21 protein-coding genes are annotated in these 22,377 nt (G+C 60.6%); 7 read left to right on the top strand and 14 right to left on the bottom strand.

What is annotated here, in order from left to right; genetic code table 11:
• Positions 1-639: 639 nt before the first annotated feature.
• From HB376_RS39375 to HB376_RS39360, 4 genes are all read right to left on the bottom strand, one after another.
• A complete protein-coding gene (locus HB376_RS39375) occupies positions 640-1,287 on the bottom strand; it encodes a YceI family protein (protein WP_213769094.1) in 648 nt (215 codons plus the stop codon).
• A 55-nt stretch (positions 1,288-1,342) separates the two neighbouring features.
• A complete protein-coding gene (locus tag HB376_RS39370; RefSeq protein WP_255631852.1) occupies positions 1,343-1,846 on the bottom strand; it encodes a DUF3455 domain-containing protein in 504 nt (167 codons plus the stop codon).
• A gap of 95 nt (positions 1,847-1,941) precedes the next feature.
• Positions 1,942-2,547 carry a superoxide dismutase gene (locus HB376_RS39365; protein ID WP_255631858.1) on the bottom strand — a complete coding sequence of 202 codons (606 nt, stop codon included), beginning with the start codon at positions 2,545-2,547 and terminating at the stop codon, positions 1,942-1,944.
• Positions 2,548-3,075: 528 nt separating this feature from the next.
• Positions 3,076-4,092, bottom strand: a complete 1,017-nt coding sequence (locus HB376_RS39360; protein WP_213769092.1) for a 1-aminocyclopropane-1-carboxylate deaminase — start codon at positions 4,090-4,092, stop codon at positions 3,076-3,078.
• Positions 4,093-4,252: 160 nt separating this feature from the next.
• On the opposite strand from HB376_RS39360, the gene HB376_RS39355 reads away from it, so the two are divergent.
• Together HB376_RS39355 and HB376_RS39350 are read left to right on the top strand one after the other, a co-directional pair.
• A complete protein-coding gene (locus HB376_RS39355; RefSeq protein ID WP_255631851.1) occupies positions 4,253-4,762 on the top strand; it encodes an Lrp/AsnC family transcriptional regulator in 510 nt (169 codons plus the stop codon).
• A 214-nt stretch (positions 4,763-4,976) separates the two neighbouring features.
• Positions 4,977-5,297: a pyrimidine/purine nucleoside phosphorylase gene (locus HB376_RS39350; RefSeq protein ID WP_213769090.1), complete on the top strand. Its 321-nt coding sequence runs from the start codon at positions 4,977-4,979 to the stop codon at positions 5,295-5,297.
• A 127-nt stretch (positions 5,298-5,424) separates the two neighbouring features.
• Here the strand turns inward: HB376_RS39350 and HB376_RS39345 are convergent, their stop codons facing one another.
• The 3 genes from HB376_RS39345 to HB376_RS39335 all read right to left on the bottom strand — a co-directional run bounded on the left by HB376_RS39345 (position 5,425) and on the right by HB376_RS39335 (position 7,666).
• Positions 5,425-5,781 (bottom strand): hypothetical protein, encoded by a 357-nt coding sequence (locus HB376_RS39345; protein WP_213769089.1) that lies wholly within the window; start codon positions 5,779-5,781, stop codon positions 5,425-5,427.
• A gap of 261 nt (positions 5,782-6,042) precedes the next feature.
• Positions 6,043-6,933, bottom strand: a complete 891-nt coding sequence (locus tag HB376_RS39340; RefSeq protein ID WP_346730669.1) for an alpha/beta fold hydrolase — start codon at positions 6,931-6,933, stop codon at positions 6,043-6,045.
• 1 nt (position 6,934) lies between these two features.
• Positions 6,935-7,666 (bottom strand): DUF4118 domain-containing protein, encoded by a 732-nt coding sequence (locus HB376_RS39335; protein ID WP_213769088.1) that lies wholly within the window; start codon positions 7,664-7,666, stop codon positions 6,935-6,937.
• 300 nt (positions 7,667-7,966) lie between these two features.
• Between HB376_RS39335 and HB376_RS39330 the strand changes: the two genes are divergently transcribed.
• Together HB376_RS39330 and HB376_RS39325 are read left to right on the top strand one after the other, a co-directional pair.
• Positions 7,967-8,629: a response regulator gene (locus tag HB376_RS39330; protein ID WP_213769087.1), complete on the top strand. Its 663-nt coding sequence runs from the start codon at positions 7,967-7,969 to the stop codon at positions 8,627-8,629.
• A complete protein-coding gene (locus HB376_RS39325; RefSeq protein ID WP_213769086.1) occupies positions 8,626-9,969 on the top strand; it encodes an ATP-binding protein in 1,344 nt (447 codons plus the stop codon). Before HB376_RS39330 ends, HB376_RS39325 begins: the two co-directional genes overlap by 4 nt.
• Positions 9,970-9,973: 4 nt before the next feature.
• Here HB376_RS39325 and HB376_RS39320 read toward each other — a convergent pair whose 3' ends face one another.
• The 6 genes from HB376_RS39320 to HB376_RS39295 are packed head-to-tail and all read right to left on the bottom strand — an operon-like array spanning position 9,974 to position 15,730.
• The gene (locus tag HB376_RS39320; protein WP_213769085.1) at positions 9,974-10,807 is read right to left on the bottom strand and encodes a phosphodiesterase; all 834 of its coding nucleotides are present in this window, start codon (positions 10,805-10,807) and stop codon (positions 9,974-9,976) included.
• 32 nt (positions 10,808-10,839) lie between these two features.
• A complete protein-coding gene (locus tag HB376_RS39315; RefSeq protein WP_213769084.1) occupies positions 10,840-11,910 on the bottom strand; it encodes an ABC transporter ATP-binding protein in 1,071 nt (356 codons plus the stop codon).
• Complete coding sequence (locus HB376_RS39310; protein ID WP_346730668.1) at positions 11,907-12,809, bottom strand: ABC transporter permease subunit; 903 nt, start codon at positions 12,807-12,809, stop codon at positions 11,907-11,909. The genes HB376_RS39315 and HB376_RS39310 overlap by 4 nt, the downstream gene beginning before the upstream one ends.
• 8 nt (positions 12,810-12,817) lie before the next feature.
• Entirely contained in the window at positions 12,818-13,642 is an 825-nt protein-coding gene (locus HB376_RS39305) for an ABC transporter permease (RefSeq protein WP_213769082.1), read from the bottom strand.
• Between the two features lie 10 nt (positions 13,643-13,652).
• Entirely contained in the window at positions 13,653-14,678 is a 1,026-nt protein-coding gene (locus HB376_RS39300; protein ID WP_213769081.1) for an ABC transporter substrate-binding protein, read from the bottom strand.
• Positions 14,675-15,730: a LacI family DNA-binding transcriptional regulator gene (locus HB376_RS39295; protein WP_213769080.1), complete on the bottom strand. Its 1,056-nt coding sequence runs from the start codon at positions 15,728-15,730 to the stop codon at positions 14,675-14,677. The genes HB376_RS39300 and HB376_RS39295 overlap by 4 nt, the downstream gene beginning before the upstream one ends.
• A 388-nt stretch (positions 15,731-16,118) precedes the next feature.
• Between HB376_RS39295 and HB376_RS39290 the strand changes: the two genes are divergently transcribed.
• Complete coding sequence (locus tag HB376_RS39290) at positions 16,119-17,801, top strand: alkaline phosphatase family protein (RefSeq protein WP_213769079.1); 1,683 nt, start codon at positions 16,119-16,121, stop codon at positions 17,799-17,801.
• Between the two features lie 117 nt (positions 17,802-17,918).
• A complete protein-coding gene (locus HB376_RS39285) occupies positions 17,919-19,349 on the top strand; it encodes a cytochrome c peroxidase (protein ID WP_213769078.1) in 1,431 nt (476 codons plus the stop codon).
• Between the two features lie 9 nt (positions 19,350-19,358).
• Here the strand turns inward: HB376_RS39285 and HB376_RS39280 are convergent, their stop codons facing one another.
• Positions 19,359-21,314, bottom strand: a complete 1,956-nt coding sequence (locus tag HB376_RS39280; protein WP_213769077.1) for an alkaline phosphatase PhoX — start codon at positions 21,312-21,314, stop codon at positions 19,359-19,361.
• A 305-nt stretch (positions 21,315-21,619) separates the two neighbouring features.
• Here HB376_RS39280 and HB376_RS39275 point away from each other — a divergent pair, with 305 nt between their 5' ends.
• The gene (locus HB376_RS39275) at positions 21,620-22,156 is read left to right on the top strand and encodes a cupin domain-containing protein (protein ID WP_213769076.1); all 537 of its coding nucleotides are present in this window, start codon (positions 21,620-21,622) and stop codon (positions 22,154-22,156) included.
• Positions 22,157-22,377: the final 221 nt, after the last annotated feature.

Below are 22,377 nucleotides of genomic sequence, written 5' to 3'. Positions count from 1 at the left end.
GACCTCCCTCCAATGTGTACGCGCCTCGAACCACGTCGCCAACCCCGCTGGAAACGAGGCCGCGAAGATGCCGGTGGCCGTAACCGACGAAAATAGCGGTACAGAACGCGCAGCCAATTCACAAAAACTGAAGCAGTAAACACAAACACGCATGAAGCTGTGGCGAATGAATACGGTCGCACAGACCAGGTAGCTAACCTGTCAAAAAACCGCAGCCATAAATACCCGTGAGGCCGTGCGGGTTCCTTAGCAAGTGTGCTTGCCCGAGAGCGTACGGGGCGAAGCGTGTTCGTGTCAGGATTCGCGAGAAGGAGGGGTTCACACATCCGTCGCTCTGGCGAGCACCGTGCTTTTGGGGCACCCATGAATAGAAATTGCACGCTGTGGACACTTAGGGTAGCGCGGTTTGAAAGCGCTTTCTTTGCTTCGTTTCTTTGTCGCTTTGGACAAAGAAATGACGTGCCGCCACGCACAGTGGCTAACAGTGATAAAGAGAAAATCCGACTCACGCAGACCACTAACGCCGAAAGCACCAACCCGGCATAGACCCCGACCACTAACCCCAGAACCGGCCACCCCAACACGGCCCCCGACCACCTCGCCAAAACCCCAAACCCCGTCCACCGGCGCGAGCGAAAATCAACTGGCGTCAAACTCAGCCTGAATCGCCACATGCACGTCGTCGCCCACAGCCGGATACCACGTCGATAAACCGAACTGCGCGCGGCTGAAATGTCCATCAGCGGAAAAACCCAGCGTCTGTTGTTTGGTCAGCGGATCCTTTGCATGCCCGTTAAACGTGACTGCAAGCGTAACCGGCCGAGTCGTGCCCCGAATGGTCAGGTCGCCGGTGAGTTCACCCTTGTTGTCCGCCGTGCGCTTGAACGCCGTACTCACGAAATGAATGGTCGGAGAATGCTCGACGTCCAGCATATCCGGACCCTTGACCATCTTGTCAAGAATAGGCACGTTGGTGTCGAGACTCGTTGCATCAATATCCACCGTCACCGTACTGTGATCCATGCCAGCCGCATCCCAGTTCAACTGCGCGGTAGTCTTGTCAAACCGCATGACGAAGCGCGAATACTTGAAGTGATCGACATCAAAACTGACGTTCCAGTGATGCGCGTCAAGCTGATAACGCCCCGCAGGAACGCTCGCTTCATCAGGCGACACTGAATGCGTCACCACGCTCAGCGCCGTACAGGCCGACATCGACAACACTAACGCAATGAGCAAACCCGCGCGAAGCGTGTGAATGCGGGACAGCAATCTGAAGTCGTACATGATTGTCCTTTGAAGAGGTCGACACCTGTGACGCAAGTCATCGCAGCCGCCTACACTACTTGTAGAAAATGTAGTTGGCGATGTAAGGCGAGCTACCAATCTCATGTTCGGTCGAACACGGCGAGGCCGGCATCACGCCGCCCACGGTATTCACACGCTGAACATAACGAATAGCAGACAGCATGCCGCTCGCCGCGGTGCTACGCGTTTCGAGCAATAACTGCGGCACGCTCGCGGCGGTTTCGCTCGGCGTTTGCGCGATCACGTGACCCACGATCCGGCTACCATCGTCTGCCTCCCACGACGGCCCCGCGGAGTGCCGGATCAATGCCTGGCCGCTGGTATCGTAGAGCGTTGCCTGCGGGTTCTTGAACACCCAACCCAGATGATGCTGCGCATCGTATTCGCACGAATACACCTGCACGCCGGAAGCGGTCGTCGTCACGACGCGTTCCGCCTGAGGAGGATCAATAGAGGACGCAGCGGACGCGGCAGTGCTTGCAACGCAGACGGCCATCACAGCCGCCACCCGGCTCACGCGGTCAAGATGAATGAACATGAAACTCCTGCTTCAAGGAAATGGCTGACACATAGATTGTGCGCCCGGATTGTGCGCCTGCGGCCACGCTGCGGGCATATCGCCCCCGGTCCACCTCAGACCCGGTCCAGATTAGCCGACGCAAACGCCCAGTTCAAATGCTGCGACACGGTAGCAACAAGATAGTCGGGACGGCGGTTCTGATAGTCCAGGTAATACGCATGTTCCCACACGTCCACCGTCAACAACGGCGCGAGTCCGCGCGTGAACGGCGTTTCCGCGTTGCTCGTCTTGATGACCGCTAGCTCGCCCTGATCGAGTACCAGCCAGCCCCAGCCACTGCCGAACTGCGATGCCGACGTCGTCACCAATGCCTTCGTCAACGCCTCGGTCGAACCAAACTTGCGCACGATTGCAGCCTGGAGTTTGTCGCTCGGCTGAGTGGTAACCGGGCTCAGCGAATTCCAGTAAAAGTTGTGATTCCAGGCTTGCGCGGCGTTGTTGAAGACATCGGCGAGAGCGGGTTGATCGTGCGATCGCATGATCACTTGTTCAAGCGATGCCTGCGCCAGCGGCGTACCGGCCAGCAGCTTATGCAGGTTATCGAAATACGCGCGATGGTGCTTGCCGTAATGGAACCCGATGGTGCGCGCCGAGATCACCGGCTCAAGCGCGTTTTCCGCATAAGGCAGCGGCGGCAGCGTTTGCGGCGATGAACCCAGGTAAGCGGGCACAACGCTGAGCGTCGCTTTTGCATCGGCGGGAGATTGGGCCGACGTATCTTGCATGGAAGCGCTGAACGCAAACTTCGAGAGCGCGACGCTAGCCGACGCCAACGTTCCGCTTGCAATCAGGCGACGACGGGAAATAAGCGAATTAAGCATGTTGAAACCCGTAAGTGTGGAGTGATTGCAGCCATTACCGGTTCACCGGTCTGTCCTGGCCGCACTTTCACAACACCTCGCGTTCGGCGTCTATTCCATCGACTGCTCACATTATTGACCCCAGGCCGGAACAAGCAGAAGAGTTCAGGCACTGCGGTCATCGCCAGAAACTTGCCGGCCACGAGCGGACCAACCACCGGGCCGACGCACCCACCGCTAACGATGCACCCACGCGCGTTGCCAAGGCGCTCATGGTCTCATTGGCCAACCGCGCGTTCCGCGAATCAGGCGTTCGACGCAAAGCTGCGTGCGTCGAGAACGGACAGGGTCGTCAACTGCGAGACCCAGCCCTGAACGCTCACACGATCAACCTTCGCGAAAGAGGAAGCTATAAGCGTTCAACGCCGGCACGCCGCCAAGATGCGCATACAGCACCTTCGAGCCGTCCGGAAACTCACCGCGTTTCACCTTATCAATCATGCCGTGCATGGACTTGCCTTCGTACACAGGGTCGGTCAACATGCCCTCCAGCTTCGCGCACAGGCGGATGGCCTCAAGCGTGCCTTCGTTCGGCAAACCGTATTCGGGTCCGCCATACCGTTCATCCAGCACGATATCGTTCAACGTGATGTCACGTCCCAGCTCCACTTGCTCAGCCGTTTGCCGCGCGATCCGGTGGATCTGCTCACGGGTCTTTTCAGGCTTGGCCGATGCGTCGATACCGATCACCCTATCCGCGCGTCCGTCCGCCGCAAAACCCACGACCATGCCGGCCTGCGTGCTGCCCGTGACCGAACAGACCACGATGTAGTCGAACTTGAAACCAAGCTCCGTTTCCTGCTGGCGCACTTCTTCCGCAAAACCCACGAAGCCCAGGCCGCCTAGCGGATGGTCCGAACAACCCGCCGGAATCGCGTAAGGCTTGCGGCCCGCCTTCCGTACACTTTCCAAAGCGTCTTCCCAGCTCTTGCGAAAGCCGATGTCGAAACCGTCCGCGACCAGGCGCACATCCGCGCCCATGATCCGCGACATCTGGATATTGCCAACGCGGTCATACACCGCGTCCGAGTAGTTCACCCAGTTTTCCTGCACCAGCACGCACTTCATGCCGAGGTGAGCAGCAACGGCCGCGACCTGACGCGTCTGGTTCGACTGAATCCCACCGATGGAGACGAGCGTGTCGCAGCCTTGCGCGATCGCTTCGGGGATCAGGTATTCGAGCTTGCGGGTTTTATTGCCGCCGAATGCGAGGCCGCTGTTGCAGTCTTCGCGCTTCGCATAGAGCTCGACCTTGCCGCCGAGATGTTCTGACAGCCGTGCGAGCGGCTGGATCGGCGTCGGCCCGAAAGTGAGCGTGTGACGGGGAAATTTCTTGAGGTTCATGTGTCGCTCCAATAGGCAGCCAAGTCGCCGCATTAATTTGCGCCGATGAGAAGTATGGTAAAAAACTTTGACTGAAGCAGGGTTGCGATTAAATTGTCGTTTGTTTAATTCTCACTGAATGAATGTCTAGTCAGCGTAATTAATGTGTGAAGGAATAGCTATGAGCGCAACAAAAGTTCGTTCTGTCTCACGTGTAAGCGGTCAATCGGGCGCCGAGCTGGACCGCGTCGACCGCGCGATCTTCAGGCTGCTTCAGCGCGACGCCTCTATTTCCAATGTTGCGCTCGCGGCCAAGGTGAACCTGAGTGCGCCGGCGTGTTTACGCCGCGTAGAGCGTCTTAAACAAGCGGGTCTAATTCGGGGAATCGTAGCGTTGCTGGAGCCAAAGAAGCTCAACGCGGGCATGTTGATGATCATCGGCGTGGTGCTTGACCGCTCGACGCCGGAGTCCTTCGCCGCGTTCGAAAAAGCTGCTCAAAAGGTCTCGGGATGCATGGAGTGCCACATTGTGACGGGTGAGTTCGACTGCTTCATGCTGGTACGCACGCGCGACAGCGAGAGCTTTAACCGCCTGCATGCCGAACAGTTGTTGTACTTGCCCGGTGTGCGCCAGGTCAGGACCTTCATGGTCCTGAAGGAAATCCTGTCGACAACCAGTTTCCCTATCTAGCATGTCCGCGCGTGGCCGGCCGGGCGCATGGCGCGTGCACGGAGCCATTGCCAAGCTGAAGAATAATGACTATGTTTTGCGGGGCAGCAAACCACGCGTCAAGGTTCGGCCATGCCGATCCCGAGCCTGGCGATACGATTAAGACAGATCACCGTGCCGGCGGCTTAAGCCCCATACCGTCGGCCAACAAACCGGACCATAGGAATTTCCACGCATGACAACGACCGCACAATTCGACAACGTCTCGATCATCAAGCACGCCAACATCTACTTCGATGGCAAATGTGTCTCGCATACCATCCTGCTCGCCGATGGCACTCGCAAAACGCTAGGCGTCATTTTCCCGGCGCTGCTGACGTTCTCGACGCAAGCGCCGGAACAGATCGATGTCAACGCCGGACGATGCCGCGTGCGCAATCCGGGAGAGGAAGCGTGGCGTGAATATAGCGCCGGCGAGTCCATCACCGTGCCCGGCAACACGAGCTTCGAGATTGAAGTGATTGAAACTGTCGACTACGTCTGCCATTACTTTTGAGCGCAGGCTGGACCGTTTAAATCAGGTGCGTACCCCGCGCCTGATTTAAACAAAAAGACGGTGGATTGGCGAAGGGTTTGTAACGCCGTCGGTCCACCGTCTTCGAGCAACGCACGTCGCATGTGCATTACCTGGACGCGATTTGCCGACGCGCCGCCGCCGGACAAAGCTCCGCGTACATCTGAACAAGCCACGCGTGCGGACAGTCGTCGCTGATGGAAATACCGTTCGCGTTGACGTCGCTCAAGCCGATCTGACGCGCCTGCAAGGCTGCGCTGAACGCGCAGCTTGCCCTATGCCGCACATAAAGCGCGCCGAGCACCGCGATAACGAATATCGTCGCCCTGAGTCCAAATGTGCCGGGATGGCCCAACGGCACGTGCAGCAGCAAGACGATGCAAAGGCATGCCGCCGTCAGCACCGTCACCGACGCCGACAAGAGCACCGCATGGGCGCGCAATGTGATCGACAGGGTGGTTTGCATGACAGTCTCTTCTGGCTCGCGCCAAGCGGAATTTTCTTTCAATCTCGAACAAACCCGATTCCATCCGATGCGGCGTTCATGTCGACCGGCAACGCGGAATACGGCACTGCGTCAGGCGAGAGAAAACCACGCCACGTTGACCATAGAGTGCGCGAGACATGCTTAAGCGACGCTTATCCGCGCGCGGAGCGTTCAGTTACCGAAAATTGTTTTGAAAGCTTCAGCGCCGCTCTGGGTCGCCGCCGGGCTGCCGCCCAGGCTTTATTTGCTGATGGATGCCATCTGCCGGAGGCGTCGGGCCAGCGCCTTCGATACCACCGGCTTCGCGCCACCTTCGGCACTGCTGGCAGCCTCGCTTTCCTTGAGAAAAACTGCTGTCTCGCGGGCAACGATTTCCCGCTCGTTGTCGGAGGTGATCATGTGGTACGAATCGTCGAGATAGATGGTGCGCAGAACCGTCGAACCCACGTTCGCAGCAACGAACTGCGCGTTGCGCGGGCTGGATGTTTCGTCGTCGATCGCATGGATCAGCAGGCAATCGTTCTTGAGCGCCGCCAGCGATTTTTTCACGCTCGCTGCAAGGCGGCTGGCCTCATGAAGCGCGGGGAGCGAGATGCTCGACGGGCCGACTTCGCTCAAGTCGTTACGCTGCATTGCCCGGCCGATCTTCGCGCGCAATGCCTCGTTGCGCAGTCCGAACGGCGCTTCCTCGCGATACCGCCAGCGATTGCGCATCGGCGTGTAATAGGCCCAGCCGAGCAGGAAGCGATACCACGGTATCGCCCAGCCGTCGTAGTCAAGCGTGACGGACAGCAGCACGATAGCCTGCGCGCTGGGCCGCTCACACACGAGCGCCAGTGCGAGCGTCGCGCCCATGGAAAGGCCGCACACGGATACACGCGGGTAACGCTCGCTCAGCGCATCGAATTCCCTGACCGCGGCCGCAACCCATGCTTCCATGCGTAATTCCGGCGTGCCCGCGCTGTAACCGTGGAGGTTGGGGGCGCACGTGGTGAGCCCTTCGCTGTTCAGGTATCGCGCGAGATGGCGCATTTCGAGCGGCGAACTGGACAGGCCGTGCAGCATCAGGACTGCATGGTCGCTGCCGGAGTAGAAGGTCGAAGCGTTCAACGCGGGCGTTTCCTTGGTCACGCTAGTCAATCCTGCGCAGGACCAGAAACTCACCGGCGTGCGTGGTAAAACGCTCGCAGATGCATTCCACGAGTTTATGCATGCCGTCGCCCGAACCAATGCGCACGCGATGCCGCCCCGGTTGCAAACCACGCTGAAGCCGTTCTATATCATCAGGATGGGCATTGGCAAAAAGCCGCCCGGGCGCCATTTCCTTCGCGCCTTGCGCCGCATTGCGATCGACCGCCTGCAGCAAGATAATGGCGTCGTGGTAATGCGGAAGATGCCGCACCAGCCGATGCGTTTCGTCCACCGCCCGGCGCGACAGCGCACGGTCGTTATCGGCGCGCAGCAGCATTTCATAGCGTGAAAGCGCCACTGCCGCGATCAGTTCGGCGCTGAATTGCGCGCGCCGCAGCCGTTCAATAAGGGTAATGGTCGATAGCGTCACGAGCGGGTAAGAAATCGCCAGCATGACGTCGGCGCGATCGATGACTGCAATCTGGCCGTAAGGTGGCACGAACAGGTAATCCGCAATGCCTAGTCCCAACAGCATGACCGTCAGCGAGGGGATGAGACCAAAAAAATATTCGACCATTGCCGCCGCTATACAGAAGGCGACACCCGGCATGACGGGACCCAGGACCGGGTGCAAGGCGAGTCTTACCCCGCTCGCGACACAAAGCGCCAGCGCGCTCAGTAACCACACTCGCTTGCCTCGTGGCGCCCAGCGGCGGGCGTTTTGAATATTCATTAATGCAGCTTTGTGTCAGCGAAATAATCAGGACGGGGACAAATTATTACACACAGTTACACGCAGTGTGGAATGCATGGGCTTAAGCGATGCTTAAGGACATTCCAGCGCTGGTCGTGTCGCTAACGCTGCCCGTTTCCAGATAAGGATATGTTAAGGATCACTGTTCATTGGCAAGGTTCGTCGAAAGAGGGGTTGATTCCAGGAAGCCCGTGCTTAAAGGACGCTTAAGGAACGCTTAAGCACCTGCCACAGACAATTCATGCTCGACACTTATAGGCAAGACCAGGAGACTTCACAATGCGGCTATTACTGGTGGAAGACGACGAGATGATTGCCGAGACCGTGCTCGACTCCATGCGCCGGCTGGGTTATGCGATCGATTGGGCGGCGGACGGCCGCGCCGCCGAGCTGTCGCTTGCCAATGGTGTGTACGACCTCGTACTGCTCGACCTCGGCTTGCCGAAACGCGATGGCATCCAGGTGTTGAACACGTACCGCAAGGCAGGCGGCGCGGCGTCCGTCATCATCCTGACCGCACGCGATGCCGTGGATGACCGCGTTCGCGGGCTCGATGCAGGCGCCGACGACTACCTCATGAAACCCTTCGATCTCGACGAACTCGCCGCACGCGTGCGCGCGGCGCTGCGACGTCGTACCGGACAAAAGCAGCCCATCTATACACATGGCCAACTTGCCCTCGATCCCACCTCGCACGAGGCGAGCAAGGCCGGTGTGCCGTTGCCGCTGGTGCCGCGCGAGTTCGCGTTGCTTCAGGTGCTGATCGAAGAACCAACACGCGTATTCAGGCGCGCGGAACTGGAAGAGAAGCTGTACGGATGGGGTGAGGAAGTGGGCAGCAATACCATTGAGGTGCATGTCCACAGTCTCAGGCGCAAGATTGGCGCTGAGCAGATATTGACGATCCGGGGCGTAGGCTACCGGCTCAAGGGAATCGAATGACATCCATCCGCCGCTGGCTGCTCGGCTGGCTGATCTTCGGACTGGCCGCCACGTCGCTAGTGGCAGCCTACGGCATCTTTCACACCGCGCGCCGCGAAGCGGGCGAGTTATTCGACTACGAGCTGCGCACCGTCGCGCTGTCGTTGCCCGCGAATATTGCCACTGCCGACGCTGCTGAGCAGCGCAGCCACGAGTTCGACGGCATAGCCGACGACCTGATTGCGATCGATATCTGGGACAAGCAAGGCCAGCTTGTTTACCACTCGCTCAAGGAGCCGGCGTTGCCGCGTATCGCTGAAGGATTCCAGTCGATTGAACGCGGTGAATATCGATGGCGCGTGTTTGGCCTCCAGCAGCCGGATCGGTACATCCAGGTGGCGCAACCGTTCTCCGTTCGCGAAGATCTTGCGCTGCGGCTCGCCTGGCGCACGTTGTGGCCGCTGGCCCTGGTGGTGCCGGTGACCATTGCGCTGGTGTTGTTTGTCGTGGCCCGGGGGCTTGCGCCGATCGGTGGGTTGTCGCGTGCGTTATCGCGGCGCTCGCTTGACTCGCTTGAACCGTTGCAGGCTGGCGCCCGTGTGCCGGTCGAGATCCGTCCACTGGTCGATGCGTTGAATGACTTGCTGCTGCGTTTGAACGACGCGTCGCAGGCGCAGCGAATCTTTGTTGCCGACGCGGCGCACGAATTGCGCACGCCGCTGACCGCGTTGAAGCTGCAGCTTCAGGCGGCCCGGCGTGACGGCACATTGCAAGACGATGGCCAGACGCTCGAGCGTCTTGAGGGACGGCTCAACCGGATCATTCATCTGGCACATCAGTTATTGGCGATGGCGCGTGAGGACGCGAACCGGACGGCGTCGGTGGCGACCATGAGTCTGCGCCGTCTCGCGGAAAGGTCAGTGAGTGATCTGTCGTTGCTGGCGGAGGCCAAGGGTATTGATCTGGGATTGGAGGAGCGTTTGCGCGATGCATCGGACGACTATGTCGTACTGGGCGACGAACATTCGCTAGGTATCTTGCTGAATAACCTGATCGATAACGCGATACGTCATACGCCCGAAGGTGGCAAAGTCGACGTGATACTCACGCGCGATGCACAAGGCCTGGGCGTTGAAGTGGTCGATACAGGTACAGGCATTGCGCTCGATGAACTGGACCGGGTGTTCGACCGGTTTTATCGCGGTGCCGGTGCGCAGGGGGCGGGCAGCGGGCTTGGACTCGCGATTGCATCGAGCATTGCAGGGCGACATGGGGCTACGCTCGCGGTGCGCAATCGTGAGGACGGGGGTGGGTTGATCGTGAGAGTGGGGTCGCTGGCGCCGGGAAAAGTAACCGGCTAAACCCTCAATCAACCAACGCCCCATCGTCATCAAAAAATGGATACGGCCCATCGAACTGCTCGACGTATTCGTGATGCGACACGAGCCCCACACCATCCGTCCAATAGTGCAAGGCAAACGCACCCGGCTCGAGCACGAACGCCGACGGTGCATCCACATGCAGATCAAGCACCACCTGATGCGCGGTCGACGGTGCGATAGAAGCGATCGTTCCAGCGAAGCGCTTATGCACCGGCCGATGCACATGTCCGCACAAAACGCGCTCCACATTCGGATACCGCGAAATCAGCGCCTCCAGCCTCGACGCGGCCTGCGCGTCAAGCGCCATGTCGTCCATATGCCCGATACCGGTAGCGAACGGCGGATGATGCAACGCGACAATCACCGGGAGGCCGTCAGCGGCCTCCAACTGATGCTCAAGCCACGCAAGACGCGCGTCGCATAACGTACCTGGGCTCTCCCCCGGCTTCTGTGAATCCAGCGCGATAACCCGCACACCTCGCAGATCGAACGCGTATTGCACGAAGTCGTTACCGGTACCGCTTTCGTGCAAATAACGCGCATCGAAAACCTCGCGCAACGCCGCGCGATCGTCGTGATTTCCGACCATCAGATACACCGGCATTTCCAACGGTTTCAGACACGCCGCCAGATGGCGGTATTCATCGGCGGTTCCGAAATCCGTCAGATCCCCCGTCACCAGCACGGCATCCGGACGCGGACTCAGTGCGTTGAGACGTTCGACACAAGCGCGCAGACAGGCTGCCGTATCGACTTTTTTATACGCGAGCACACCGGGAAGCTTGATATGTAAATCGGTGATTTGAGCGAGCAGCATGGCATCTCCTTGTTAGAACTGAAGCGATGGGATCAGTGCAGCGCGACCCAGCCCTCGTCGCGCACCGATATCCCCACGGCGGTTCCCTGCGCCAGTTCAACGCGGCCGGGCACATCGACAATCAACGCATCCGGCGCCGCGTCCCTGATTTTCAAGCGGGTGCGTTCACCCAAAAACAGCGCCGACTCCACCGCGCCGCGCAACTGCGCCGACTGCGGATCGACAAGCACCGCATCTTCCGGCCGGAAGAAAATTTCTGAGCGTGCGCCGTCTCGTGCACCATCCCGCGCACGCAGTTGCGCGACCAGTCCCGTCACGCTAATCGTACCGCCAAGCGTGACGAATGCATCATCGCGGCACTCGCCCGCCACCCGGTTCAATGTGCCGATGAATTGCGCCACCGCGCGGCTCGCCGGCTGGTAGTAAATCTCCCGCGGCGTACCGCATTGCTCAATGCGCCCGGCGCTCATCACCACGATCCGGTCAGCGAGCGCCATCGCTTCGGACTGGTCGTGCGTGACATAGATGCTGGTCACGCGAAGTTCGCGCAGCAACGCGTTCATCTCGGCGCGCAAGGTTTCGCGCAGGCGGGCGTCGAGTGCGGTCAGCGGTTCATCAAGCAACAATACTCGCGGCCTCGGCGCGAGCGCCCGAGCCAGCGCGACACGCTGGCGCTGGCCGCCGGACAACTCGGTAATCGGCTTGTCCGCGTGCGCGGTCAGCTCGGTCATCTCCAGCAATTCATCCACCCGGCGACGCGCCGCCGAGACCTCGACCTTCTGGATCCGCAAGCCATAACCCACGTTGCCGCGCACGGTGAGATTGGGAAACAGCGCGTAGTTCTGGAACACCATGCCGACCTGACGGCGCTCGATAGGCAACGCCGTGACATCATCGGCACCGAAACTCACGCGGCCCCCGGCGTCGGGTTTTTCCAGCCCCGCGATCAGCCGCAGCGTAGTCGTCTTGCCGCAGCCTGACGGTCCGAGCAGCACCAGCGTCTCGCCCGGTTCGATGCTGAGATCGACGGGTTCGAGCACACGCTGCCCGCGAAACGTTTTCGCGCAACGGCTGAGGGTGACGGGAACAGCTTCGAGTCTCATCGTGCAGTCTCTACAGGTTGGGACGGTTGAATAAGGGACTGCCCGGTCGAGCCGCTTTGCGACAACGCGCGCTTGCGTTTTGCTGCGGCGCGAGCACTTTGCGCTCCAGCCGGATCGACACCCAGCCACTGCATCGCAATCAGCAACGGCAAGGTCATCAGCAAGAACAGAATGGTGTAGGCGCTGCCGACTTCAAGACGCATGGACGCGTACGCATCGGCGAGTCCGACCGGCAGTGTCTTGGTGTCGGGCGTATGCAGCATCCATGTCAGGTTGAATTCGCCTATCGACAAAGTCAGCACCGCGAGCGCGCCGGCAACAATACCGGGACGCGCATTCGGCAGCACGATTGTCAGGAAGCGCTGCGTGAACGACGCGCCCAGGCTCGCCGCCCCTTCTTCCATTGTCCGGAGGTCGGTTCCCGCGCAGACGGCGGCGACCGAGCGCACCATGAACGGCAGTGTAAAGACCACGTGGCCGGCGACGATGAACCACATGCTCGAGCGAAACGCGCTCCAGCCACCATATACGGACAACAACGCCAGTGCCGTAGCGAGTCCCGGCAACGCGATAGGCAGGACAAGCAATTCTTCGACGAAGCGCGCCCAGCGCGTATTGCTCCGTGCCAGCGCATACGCTGCGGGCACGCCAATAGCGAGCGTGATGGCAAGTGTCGCGAGCGCGATCTCGATCGATAACCAGACCGAACCCTGATACATCGACCACACCTGATCGAGCCATTTGAGCGTCAGCCCACTCGACACGCCGCGAAAATAGTTGACGGTCAATCCAGCCATCACCGACATCACCACGGGCACGACCATGAACGCAACCAGCGCGAGTGTCAGCAGCAATTGCCCGGCAACGAGCAGACGACGCGGTTTCAGGAACTCAGGCATCGGCATCCTCATGCGGTAGCGGCGACAGTCGCGCCGGTGAGGCTGCGAGCGACCGCCAGCACGGCCCAGGTTACAAGACCGAGCACGATCGACAACGCCGCAGCTGTCGCAAGATTCGCGTTCAGCGTGAACTCGGTATAGATGGTCATCGGCAATACGTCGAGGTCGGTGGCGAGCGTGAACGCGGTGCCGAAAGCGCCCATCGCGGTAGCAAAACACACGGCACCGGCCGCGATCAATGCAGGCATCAGGGCCGGCATAATCACATCCACAAAGATCCGCCACGGCGATGCGCCCAGCGAGCGCGCCGCCTCCTCAAGCGATGCATCCAGCTTCGTTGCAGCCGCCATGACGGTAACGATCACACGCGGTATCGAAAAATACAGATAGCCTAAGAACAAGCCGCTGAGCGAATAAGCGAACACCCAGCGGTCCCCAGTAAGCCGTGTGGAAATGACGCCGATCAACCCTTGGCGTCCGGCCAGCATGATCACCATGAACCCCACCACCACACCGGGAAACGCGAGCGGAAACGTCAGCAGTGCGACCAGCAAACGCTTGGCCGGCAACTCGCGACGCGCGAGAAACAACCCCGCGATGGTCGACAACACCAGCGTCGCCGCCGTCACCGCCAGCGACAACGCAATCGTCGCGAGCAAGCTATGCAGATAACGCGCGTTGGTCAGTACCTCGCGATACGCGGTGAACGCGTCCGGCACTGCGCTTGCCTGCAGCAACGCGACCAGCGGCAGCAGCCAGAACGCGCAGAACACGGCAAGCGCGGGCGCCAGCAGGATGACCCGCGCGCGGGTGGAGAAGGTGGAATCTTGCATCGTTGGAAGGTCAGTGCATGACGCGCAAATACTCTTCGCCGAACGCGCTCTGCTTGGCCGCCATCTTCGCGAAGTCAACGTCCTTGGCGCGCGCATACTCCGACGCCGGCAGGAACTTGGCGGCTACATCAGGCGGCAGCGTTCCACCGCGCACCGGTCGCAAATACGCGTTCGCCCACAAGCGCTGGCCTTCATCCGACAGCACGAAATCCAGCACCTTCTCGCCGTTCGCCTGATGCGGTGCGCCCTTCACGAGGCTCATCACGTACGGCACGACGATCGTGCCTTCCTTCGGAATCACGAACTCAACATTCGCGTGATCCTTGTATTTCGCACGATACGCGTCGAAGTCATAGTCGAGCAGGATCGGAATCTCGCCCGACATCACGCGTGCATACGCGGTCTGCTTCGGCACGATCGGCGCGTTGGCCTTCATTTTCGCGAACCAGTCGAGACCGGGCTTGAAGTTATCGAGCGTGCCACCCAGCGCCTGATTCACGGCCACTGCGCCCGCATATCCCACGAACGCCGACGACGGATCAAGGTAACCCACCATGCCCTTGTATTCCGGCTTCAGCAGGTCCGCCCACGAGCGCGGTACCGGCTTGCCATCGAGTGCGTCCTTGTTGACGAAAAAGCCCAGCGTGCCCGAATGGATCGCGAACCAGTAGCCGTTGGGATCCTTCATGCCGGCAGGGATATCGTTCCAGTTTGCGGGTTTGTACGGCTGAATCAGGCCCTTGTCTTTCGCCTGGAACGCCGATGAAACACCCAGATACGCCACGTCGGCAATCGGGCTCTTTTGCTCGGCCATCATCTGCGCAATCGCCTGGCCGGAGTTCTTGTTATCGAACGGCACCCGGATACCGGTCTGCTTCTGGATGGCAGCAATCTGGCTCGCCCAGTCCGCCCATTCCGGCGGGCAGTTGTAGCAGATCGCGGTGCTGTCGGCGGCGTTGCCAGCATACGCCGCACCGGCCGTGCAAAAGGTGGCCGTCGCTGCAAGCAGCGTAGCCAGGACATGACGGATTTTCATGCAGGATTCTCCGATACGAGGGAGGCCGTTCTGGCCGCAGGATCGATCAATGGCGCGATGGTCGCGCCGGTTCTTACGCTATGAGGCAACTTGAACGGGACGGGGCCGCCGGGGGTGTCGCCGGGCAGACCAAGCTGCCTGGCAAGATGAAGCCATGCGCACCGGCCAATTTCGCGGTTCGGCGTGGCGACGCTGGACAGCGCGGTCGATAACCATTCGCCAAGCGGAATGCCGTCGAAACCAAGCACCGAAATATCGTGCGGCACGGACAAGCCCGCATGCCGCAAACCGCGCATCACGATCATCGCCAGGCGGTCGTTGCTGCAGAAAAGCGCAGTGGGCCGGCGAGCGGGGTCCGAGAGATGGGCGAGCAGCGAAGGCGGCAAATCTTCCGCGTTGAAATCGAGTTCGAGCGGCGCATGCGGAGTGAGACCGGCGTCGAGCATCGCGTCTTCATAACCGCGATATCGCAAACGTGCGCGGTCCGATTCCGCGAACGAACCCGCCAGCATCAGGATGCGCCGATGCCCACGCTGCAACAACGCACACACGCCGTCACGCGCTGCCCGCCGGTTATCCACCGATACCGCCGCGCGATACATCGTGTCGTTATGCGCCAGCACATACGGCAAGCCAATACGATCGAGTTCGTCCAGCAAGGGATTGGATTCGGCATCGGCCACCGTCGCGATCAGGCCGTCGACGCGTTGCTCGCGCAAGGTCTCGATCGCGCGGCGCTCACGCGCGCTGTCGTACGCGGTGGTCATCAGCATCAGGCGATAGTCGCTGGCGGATGCCGCTTCATCAATGCCTTGCAGCGACTCCGCGAAGACGGGATTGGTCAAGGTCGGCACGATCACGCCGACCAGCCGCGTGCGCACGCCGCGAAGCTGGCGGCCTCGTGCACTAGGCATGAAGTCGAGTGCTTCGATCGACTCCCGCACCTTGGCGAGCGTCTCCGCATTCAGCAATTGCGGTGCGTTGAGCGCGCGCGAAACAGTGGCGATCGAGACGCCTGAATGCGCGGCAACGTCCTTGATGGTGGAGTGCATGGGCTTTGGCAAGAATGAACTGAAAACGTTTACAGCAGCGATTATCGAAGCACTCTGTGACGTCCGCGTGAAAGCGCGCGACTCATGCCGGGTGAATCGCACGATCCTTCATGCGTTAAAAAAATTGGCCACCAGACACTCGATCCGGTGCTCGCGTCAGCGGCATTGAAGGCCAACCCATACCGCGTTTCAACGCCCCGCCTTACCGACTCTTTCTGCTTGTTATTTGCACGTAACGCCAGCGAAAGCAGACCGTCTTTTAGGGTTCATCCGTAAGTGTTCCAATGCGCTCGGATCGAAAGAAAGGTCTTTGAACAGTCCGCATCCGTCCCCCAAAGGCCACGCGGCCACAACGAGCACTGAAACAACGACATCGGGAGCTTCGCACATGTTTCGTCGAGCCTTAATGGTTGGCGTACCCACCGCGGCAATGGCTATCGGCCTATATGCCTGCGGTGGCAGCAACAGCAACCCTGGTTCGTCACAATCCATCCAGAACCGGATCGCGACGGCTACCCCCATCAAGCACGTAGTCGTGATCTATAACGAGAACGTCTCGTTCGATCACTACTTCGCTACTTATCCGAACGCAGCGAACCCGGCAGGCGAGCCGGCGTTCACACCGGCAGCGGGCACGCCGGCAATCAATGGCCTTAGCGGCACATTGCTGACGGCCAACCCCAACTTCACGAACCAGGCCAACGGCACGGCCGCAGCCAATCCGTTCCGCCTGGACCGGACGCAAGCCGCGACCGCCGACCAGAACCACTCGTACACGCCTGAACAACACGCCTACGACAACGGCGCGGCCGACCTCTTCCCGAAGTTCACGGGTAGCGGCACGGCAGGCGGCGCAGGCGCATTCGGTACCGCGGGCCAGGTCATGGGCTACTACGACGGCAACACGGTCGGCGCCCTCTGGAACTACGCGCAGAAGTTCGCGATGAGCGACAACGCTTATACGGCCACGTACGGTCCGTCCACGCCGGGCGCACTTGAAGTCGTGTCGGGTCAGACCAACGGCCTGCAGCGCGTCAAGTTCAGCACCGGCCCGGTCAGCGCGACGGCCACGGGTTCGTACTACGTGAACGACGGCCAGGGCGGCTTCACGCTGATCAACGACGTTGATCCGGCCAACGACACCTGCTCGAGCACGACCGACACCGCGTTGATGACCGGCAAGAACATCGGCGATTTGCTGAACGCCCAAAACATCTCGTGGGGCGGCTTCATGGGCGGCTTCAATCTGTCGACGGTGAACAGCAACGGCACGACGAGTTGCAAGCGCAGCACGCTGTCGCCGGTGGTGGGTCAGGCAACCGCCGACTATGTCCCGCACCACAACTGGTTCCAGTATTTCGCATCGACGGCGAACCCGACGCATGCACGCCCGAGTTCGACGGCGGTGATCGGCTTGTCGGTTGAAGCGGACGGCAAGACGCCGGAACCGGCGAATCACCAGTACGACACCGACGACTTCTTCGCCACCGTCAAGGCCGGCAACTATCCGTCCGTCAGCTTCATCAAGGCGCCGGCGTTCCAGGATGGCCACGCAGGCTATTCGGATCCGCTCGACGAGCAGGCTTTCACGGCAAAGATCGTCAACTTCCTGCAGCAGCAGCCGGACTGGGCGAGCACCGCTGTGATCGTGGCGTGGGATGACTCGGACGGCTGGTACGACCATGCTTACGCAGTCCCGAATTCGTCGTCGTTCGACGCAGTTGCCGACCAGGTGAATGGCGCCGGCACGTGCGGCACAGGCACGGCTCCGCTGGGTGTGAACGGCGCGCCGGTGAATGGCCGCTGCGGTCCGGGCACGCGCATTCCGTTCGTCGTGATCTCGCCGTGGGCCAAGGTGAACTACGTGGACCACACGCTGATCAACCAGGCTTCGGTGGTTCGCTTCATTGAAGACAACTGGCTCAACGGTGCGCGTCTCGGTGGCGGTTCGTTCGACGCAACTGCCGGCAGCATCAACGGCATGTTCAACTTCAGCGGCCCGGGTAACAACCCGACGCTGTTCGTCGATCCGAATCTGGGTACGCCGGTCGCATCGGTTCCCACCATCTGATTGTTGCCTGAACGTCCGCGTCGGATGACTGATGCGGACGGTAGTGTTCTTGCCGCGTCGCCGCCGAGCAATCGGCCGGCGGCGTTTTTTCAATGCTGCCTCTGCTTCCCGGTCAACATGTCGCACACCGTCATACCCCCGGTAACCCCTGCCACTGGCGAGAAGCCGCGCTTTCCCCGCCCGAAGAACATCCTGCTCGGATGCCTCGCCGCCGTGGTTCTCGGCGCGGTCGCATTTAGTGGATGGGCCGTCGCTTTCCCTTCGCAAGTACCGGCCCGCGTGGGTGCTATCGTGGAAGACCTGACGGGTGCCAATCCGAATCCTGTCGTACTCTCCCGTCCGCCGGTCGCGCCGTTGAGCGCGGTCGCACAACTCGGCCAGAAGATTTTCTTCGACGAGTCGCTGTCCGCCTCTGGGAAACAATCGTGTGCGTCCTGCCACAGCCCGGACCACGCCTACGGGCCGCCGAACAAACTCTCCGTGCAGTTGGGCGGACCGCACATGACGCTGGAAGGCTACCGTCCGCCGCCTTCCCTGATGTATCTGTATCTGCAGCCTAACTTCAGCATTGGACCCGATGCCGGCGAAGCCGAAGCTCCGCCCGATTTCGCCGCCCTCGCCTCGCAAGCCGCAGGAACCGCCAAGGCGCAAAAGAACGCGGGCGTCGCGCCCGCTGCGCCGGCCATGGTGCCGCAAGGCGGTTTCTTCTGGGATGGCCGCGCCGATACGCTGCAAGCTCAAGCGTCTGGCCCGATGCTCAACCCCGTGGAAATGGCCAACACCAGCGAAGCCGATGTCTCCGCGAAATTGCAGCGCACGGCTTACAAGGACGACTTCACGAAGCTGTTCGGCCCGCATATTTTCCAGAGCACGAACCTCACCGTTTCCGAGGCCATGTTTGCGATTGCGCGCTATCAGGTTGAAGAGCAGTCGTTTCATCCGTACTCGAGCAAGTACGACTACTGGCTCGAGGGCAAGGCGCGCCTGTCGCAAGCAGAGTTGCACGGCTTGCGCCTCTTCAACGATCCCGACAAGGCCAACTGCGCCGGTTGCCATTTGTCCAAGCCCAGTTCCGACGGCGTGCCGCCGATGTTCACCGACTACCAGTACGAAGCGCTCGGCGTTCCGCGCAACGCCGCGCTTGCTGTCAACCACGATCCGAAGTTCTACGACATGGGCGTGTGCGGCCCGTTCCGTGACGACATCAAGGACCAGACCCAGTATTGCGGCATGTTCCTCACGCCCACGCTGCGGAACGCCGCGACGCGGCAAGTGTTCTTCCATAACGGCGTCTATCATTCGCTCGACGACGTCATGTCGTTCTACAACGACCGCAATACCGCGCCGCAGAAGTTCTACCCGAAGGGCGCCGACGGCAAGGTCAACAAGTACGACGATCTGCCGGCGCAGTTCCACGCGAACATCGACGTGGCCGACGCGCCGTTCGACCGCAAGTTCGGCGACAAGCCCGCGATGACGGATCAGGAGATGAAGGACATCATCGCGTTCCTCCATACCCTGACCGATGGTTATCAAAAAGGAAGCTGACCCGCTCGATCAGCCTTTGGCGAGCTTGATGCTGGACGCGTCCGCGGTCAGGTAACCGACCGTGGCGCCGAAGCGGTCCTTGAAGTTGGCCCGCACGATCGGGTCCAGCGCGGCTTTCACCTTGTCGTGGACCGGGCTTTCCCAGTCGCCTGCGTGCTGGAAGTTGCTCATGATGTAGGTCCAGCCGTTGATCTCGTCAACCGCATGAAGGCCAGTCGATTCCGCGCCGGCCGGACACGACAGCACCCGTGACAGGGTCTGCGTGTCCACGTTGTAGGCCCACAGGAAGTTGTTCACGTGCATGCTCGAATCTTCGCCGATGAAGAGCGTGCGCAGCTTCTCCGAGAACTTCACGTTGTCCGGGTTCGCGATCTTGGCCGGGTTCGCGGTATTGCCAAGCGCATCGGACGGCGAAAGGTCTTCGCCCACCAGCGCAGCCGGCGCCGCCATGTCGACCGGTACCCATTCGCTGTTGATCGCGGCGCCGCTCGTGTCCCGCTGCCCCGTTTTCAGGTTCAACGCGTAGACCGCACCTGCGTTGATGGTTTTATCGACGGCTACATCGGTTGATGCCGCGTTGCCCTTGACCATCGACTTCTCGATGCGTGACATCGCGGTGTACACGATCTTGTCCTTCGCGTTGATCGTCGTGCCCTCGAGCTTCGTAAAGCCCATGCTCCCGCCGATATACGCCGCATACCGATGCGTCTCCAGGTACGCCGCCGCCTTCTCCATGCCCGGCTTGATGCGCATCCAGTTGAACGTGCCGTTGAAATTGATCTTCGTGAAGCTCGCGTCGCGCGGGTCCGTTGTGCTCACGTCCATGATGTCCGACGCTTGCAGCTTCGAAGCCATTGCTTCGATCTCCGCGCTCGTCGCGCTGCCAATCCTGATCCACGTCAGGTTGGCCGCGCCGGCCCCGGCCGACGATGTCTGCGCCCACTTCGCCACATACAGCGTGCCCGACGACAAGTCCTCCGCCCGATCCGCGATGAACATGAAGAGGCCGCCGTTGGTCGCGTCGTCGCCCATCATGACGGTGCGCTTGTCCGGCATCACCTGCACCAGTTCGTGCGAGATGCGCCCGAGGTTGTAGTGTTTCTTGATCGTGCCCGTGCCGTCCGGGTTCACCGTGATTTCCGGGAGATGGCCATAGTTGTAGGGGTTCGCGCGGTTCGCGTCGCCATAGAGACTCGTGCTGAACGCCTTGAACTGGCTGTTGCTTGAAATGACCGTTGCGTCCGGCTCGTATTCTTCGCTCGACAGATGCGTGTTCCACGGCGACAGGCTCGCGCCGCAGGTGATCCACAACCCGTTCGCCTTCGACGTATCCACGTTGTGATACTTCACGAGCGTGAGTTTGCCGGTGGTCTGATCCTGGTCGAGCGTAAGCACGGCGATAGGCGAAGGCAACTGTCCATACACCGACACGAGGCTCTGGTCGCGCGTCGCATATTCGAACTGCACGACGGCGAAGACGGCCTTTCCCTTGATGCCGGCAACCGTGGTTTTGTCGAGTGACAGCAGCGACGTGCCGTCCGGGCAATCGGAGAAGAACTGGCGCTCTTTGCCGGTGACGGATTGATCGATGATCGGCTGGTTGTTGATGTCGTAATAACCGCCGGCGAGCGTCGTGCCGCCGCTGCCGTTCGGCACCATGTCGCCCGTTACGAAAAACGGCTGGTAGGCGAGCTTGTAGGCTTGCGTGGTGCCGTCGCTGTAGCTCACCGTGAGCGTCGAGCCGACCGTGGTCGTCGCCATGGCGGCCGTGTCCACCAGCGACGGAGCCGCCATTGAAGCGAACGAAGCGGACTTGAACGACGCCGACGTGACCGGTGCGGTCGGGTTGTCGCCGCCGCAGCCTGCCAAAAGCGTGGAAACGGAGAACGCGCCCAAGGGCAGCATGGGTGCGCCCACGAGCAGTTTCAGGGCTTTACGGCGCGATACGTTGGGCTGCTCTTGCATGTCGTCTGGTCCGGTTTTCTGTTGGGTGGGGGCCAGCGCACCCTGTCATTGAAACGCCTGAGCGAATAAACCATGAGTCGAGGGGTACGCGGTGCAGGCGAAGTGTAATTTTCATTAATGAAAGCTATATGACAGTTAATAGTATTGAATATGGAAGATTTAACGACCGCGCCTGGACGCCCGGTGGCGCAGTAGTTTTTTCAACGCAATGGCGGGGAGTGGCGGTTGGCGTGCGCCGGGGCACGGGCACGCAAAAAGCTGGCGTGGATAGAACCTTCGTCATCTGGTCCGATCAAGGAGTTTTCATGAAGCACGATCTTCAATCCGCCCGCCAGGCTTCAGACCTCGACTATGAAATCTTCAGGCTGACACCGCACGCCTGGGTCCCGAACAACCGGCACTTGCCGGTACTGATTTATCGCCGCGCGCTTGACCCTTCCCGCAAGGACCTCGGCCCGGCATTCGAAGCGCTGTTCGCTCGCAATGAATGGCCGCCGCAGTGGCGCGACAGCATCTTCGACTACCACCACTTCCACTCCACGGCGCATGAAGTGCTGGGGGTAATATCGGGAAAAGCGGAGGTGATCGTTGGCGGACCGGGCGGTCTGGTTGTCTCACTGGAAGCTGGCGATGTCGTGCTGCTTCCAGCAGGAAGCGGCCACTGCCTGCAAGCGACGGAGGGACGGTTTCAGGTCGTCGGCGCATATCCCGAGGGCCAGCAATGGGATATCCGGCGTGACGCGCTATCCGGGGAAGAAATCGCTGCAATGGAAGCGTTGCCGTTTCCACGCAGCGATCCCGTTGGAGGGCGCGAAGGTCCATTGCTGGAGCAATGGACTTGAATTAAGGCTCAGGTTAAAAGTTGAAACGCCCATGCCTTGATGCCGTCGGCGAAGGCAAACGAGCGTGAGATAAACGGGGTTGGTCGGGGGTTAGTGGTTGGGGTTGATGCTGGGGTGGTCGGTTCTGGGGTTAGTGGGCGGGGTCAGTGCCGGGGTGGTGCTTTCGGCGTTAGTGGTCTGCGAGAGTCGGATTTTCTCTTTATCACTATTAGCCACTGTGC

The organism is Caballeronia sp. dw_19 (genome assembly GCF_018449515.1).
Taxonomy (GTDB): domain Bacteria; phylum Pseudomonadota; class Gammaproteobacteria; order Burkholderiales; family Burkholderiaceae; genus Caballeronia.
Note: the sequence above shows the minus strand (reverse complement) of the source record. Positions and strands in the feature narration are given on the sequence as shown.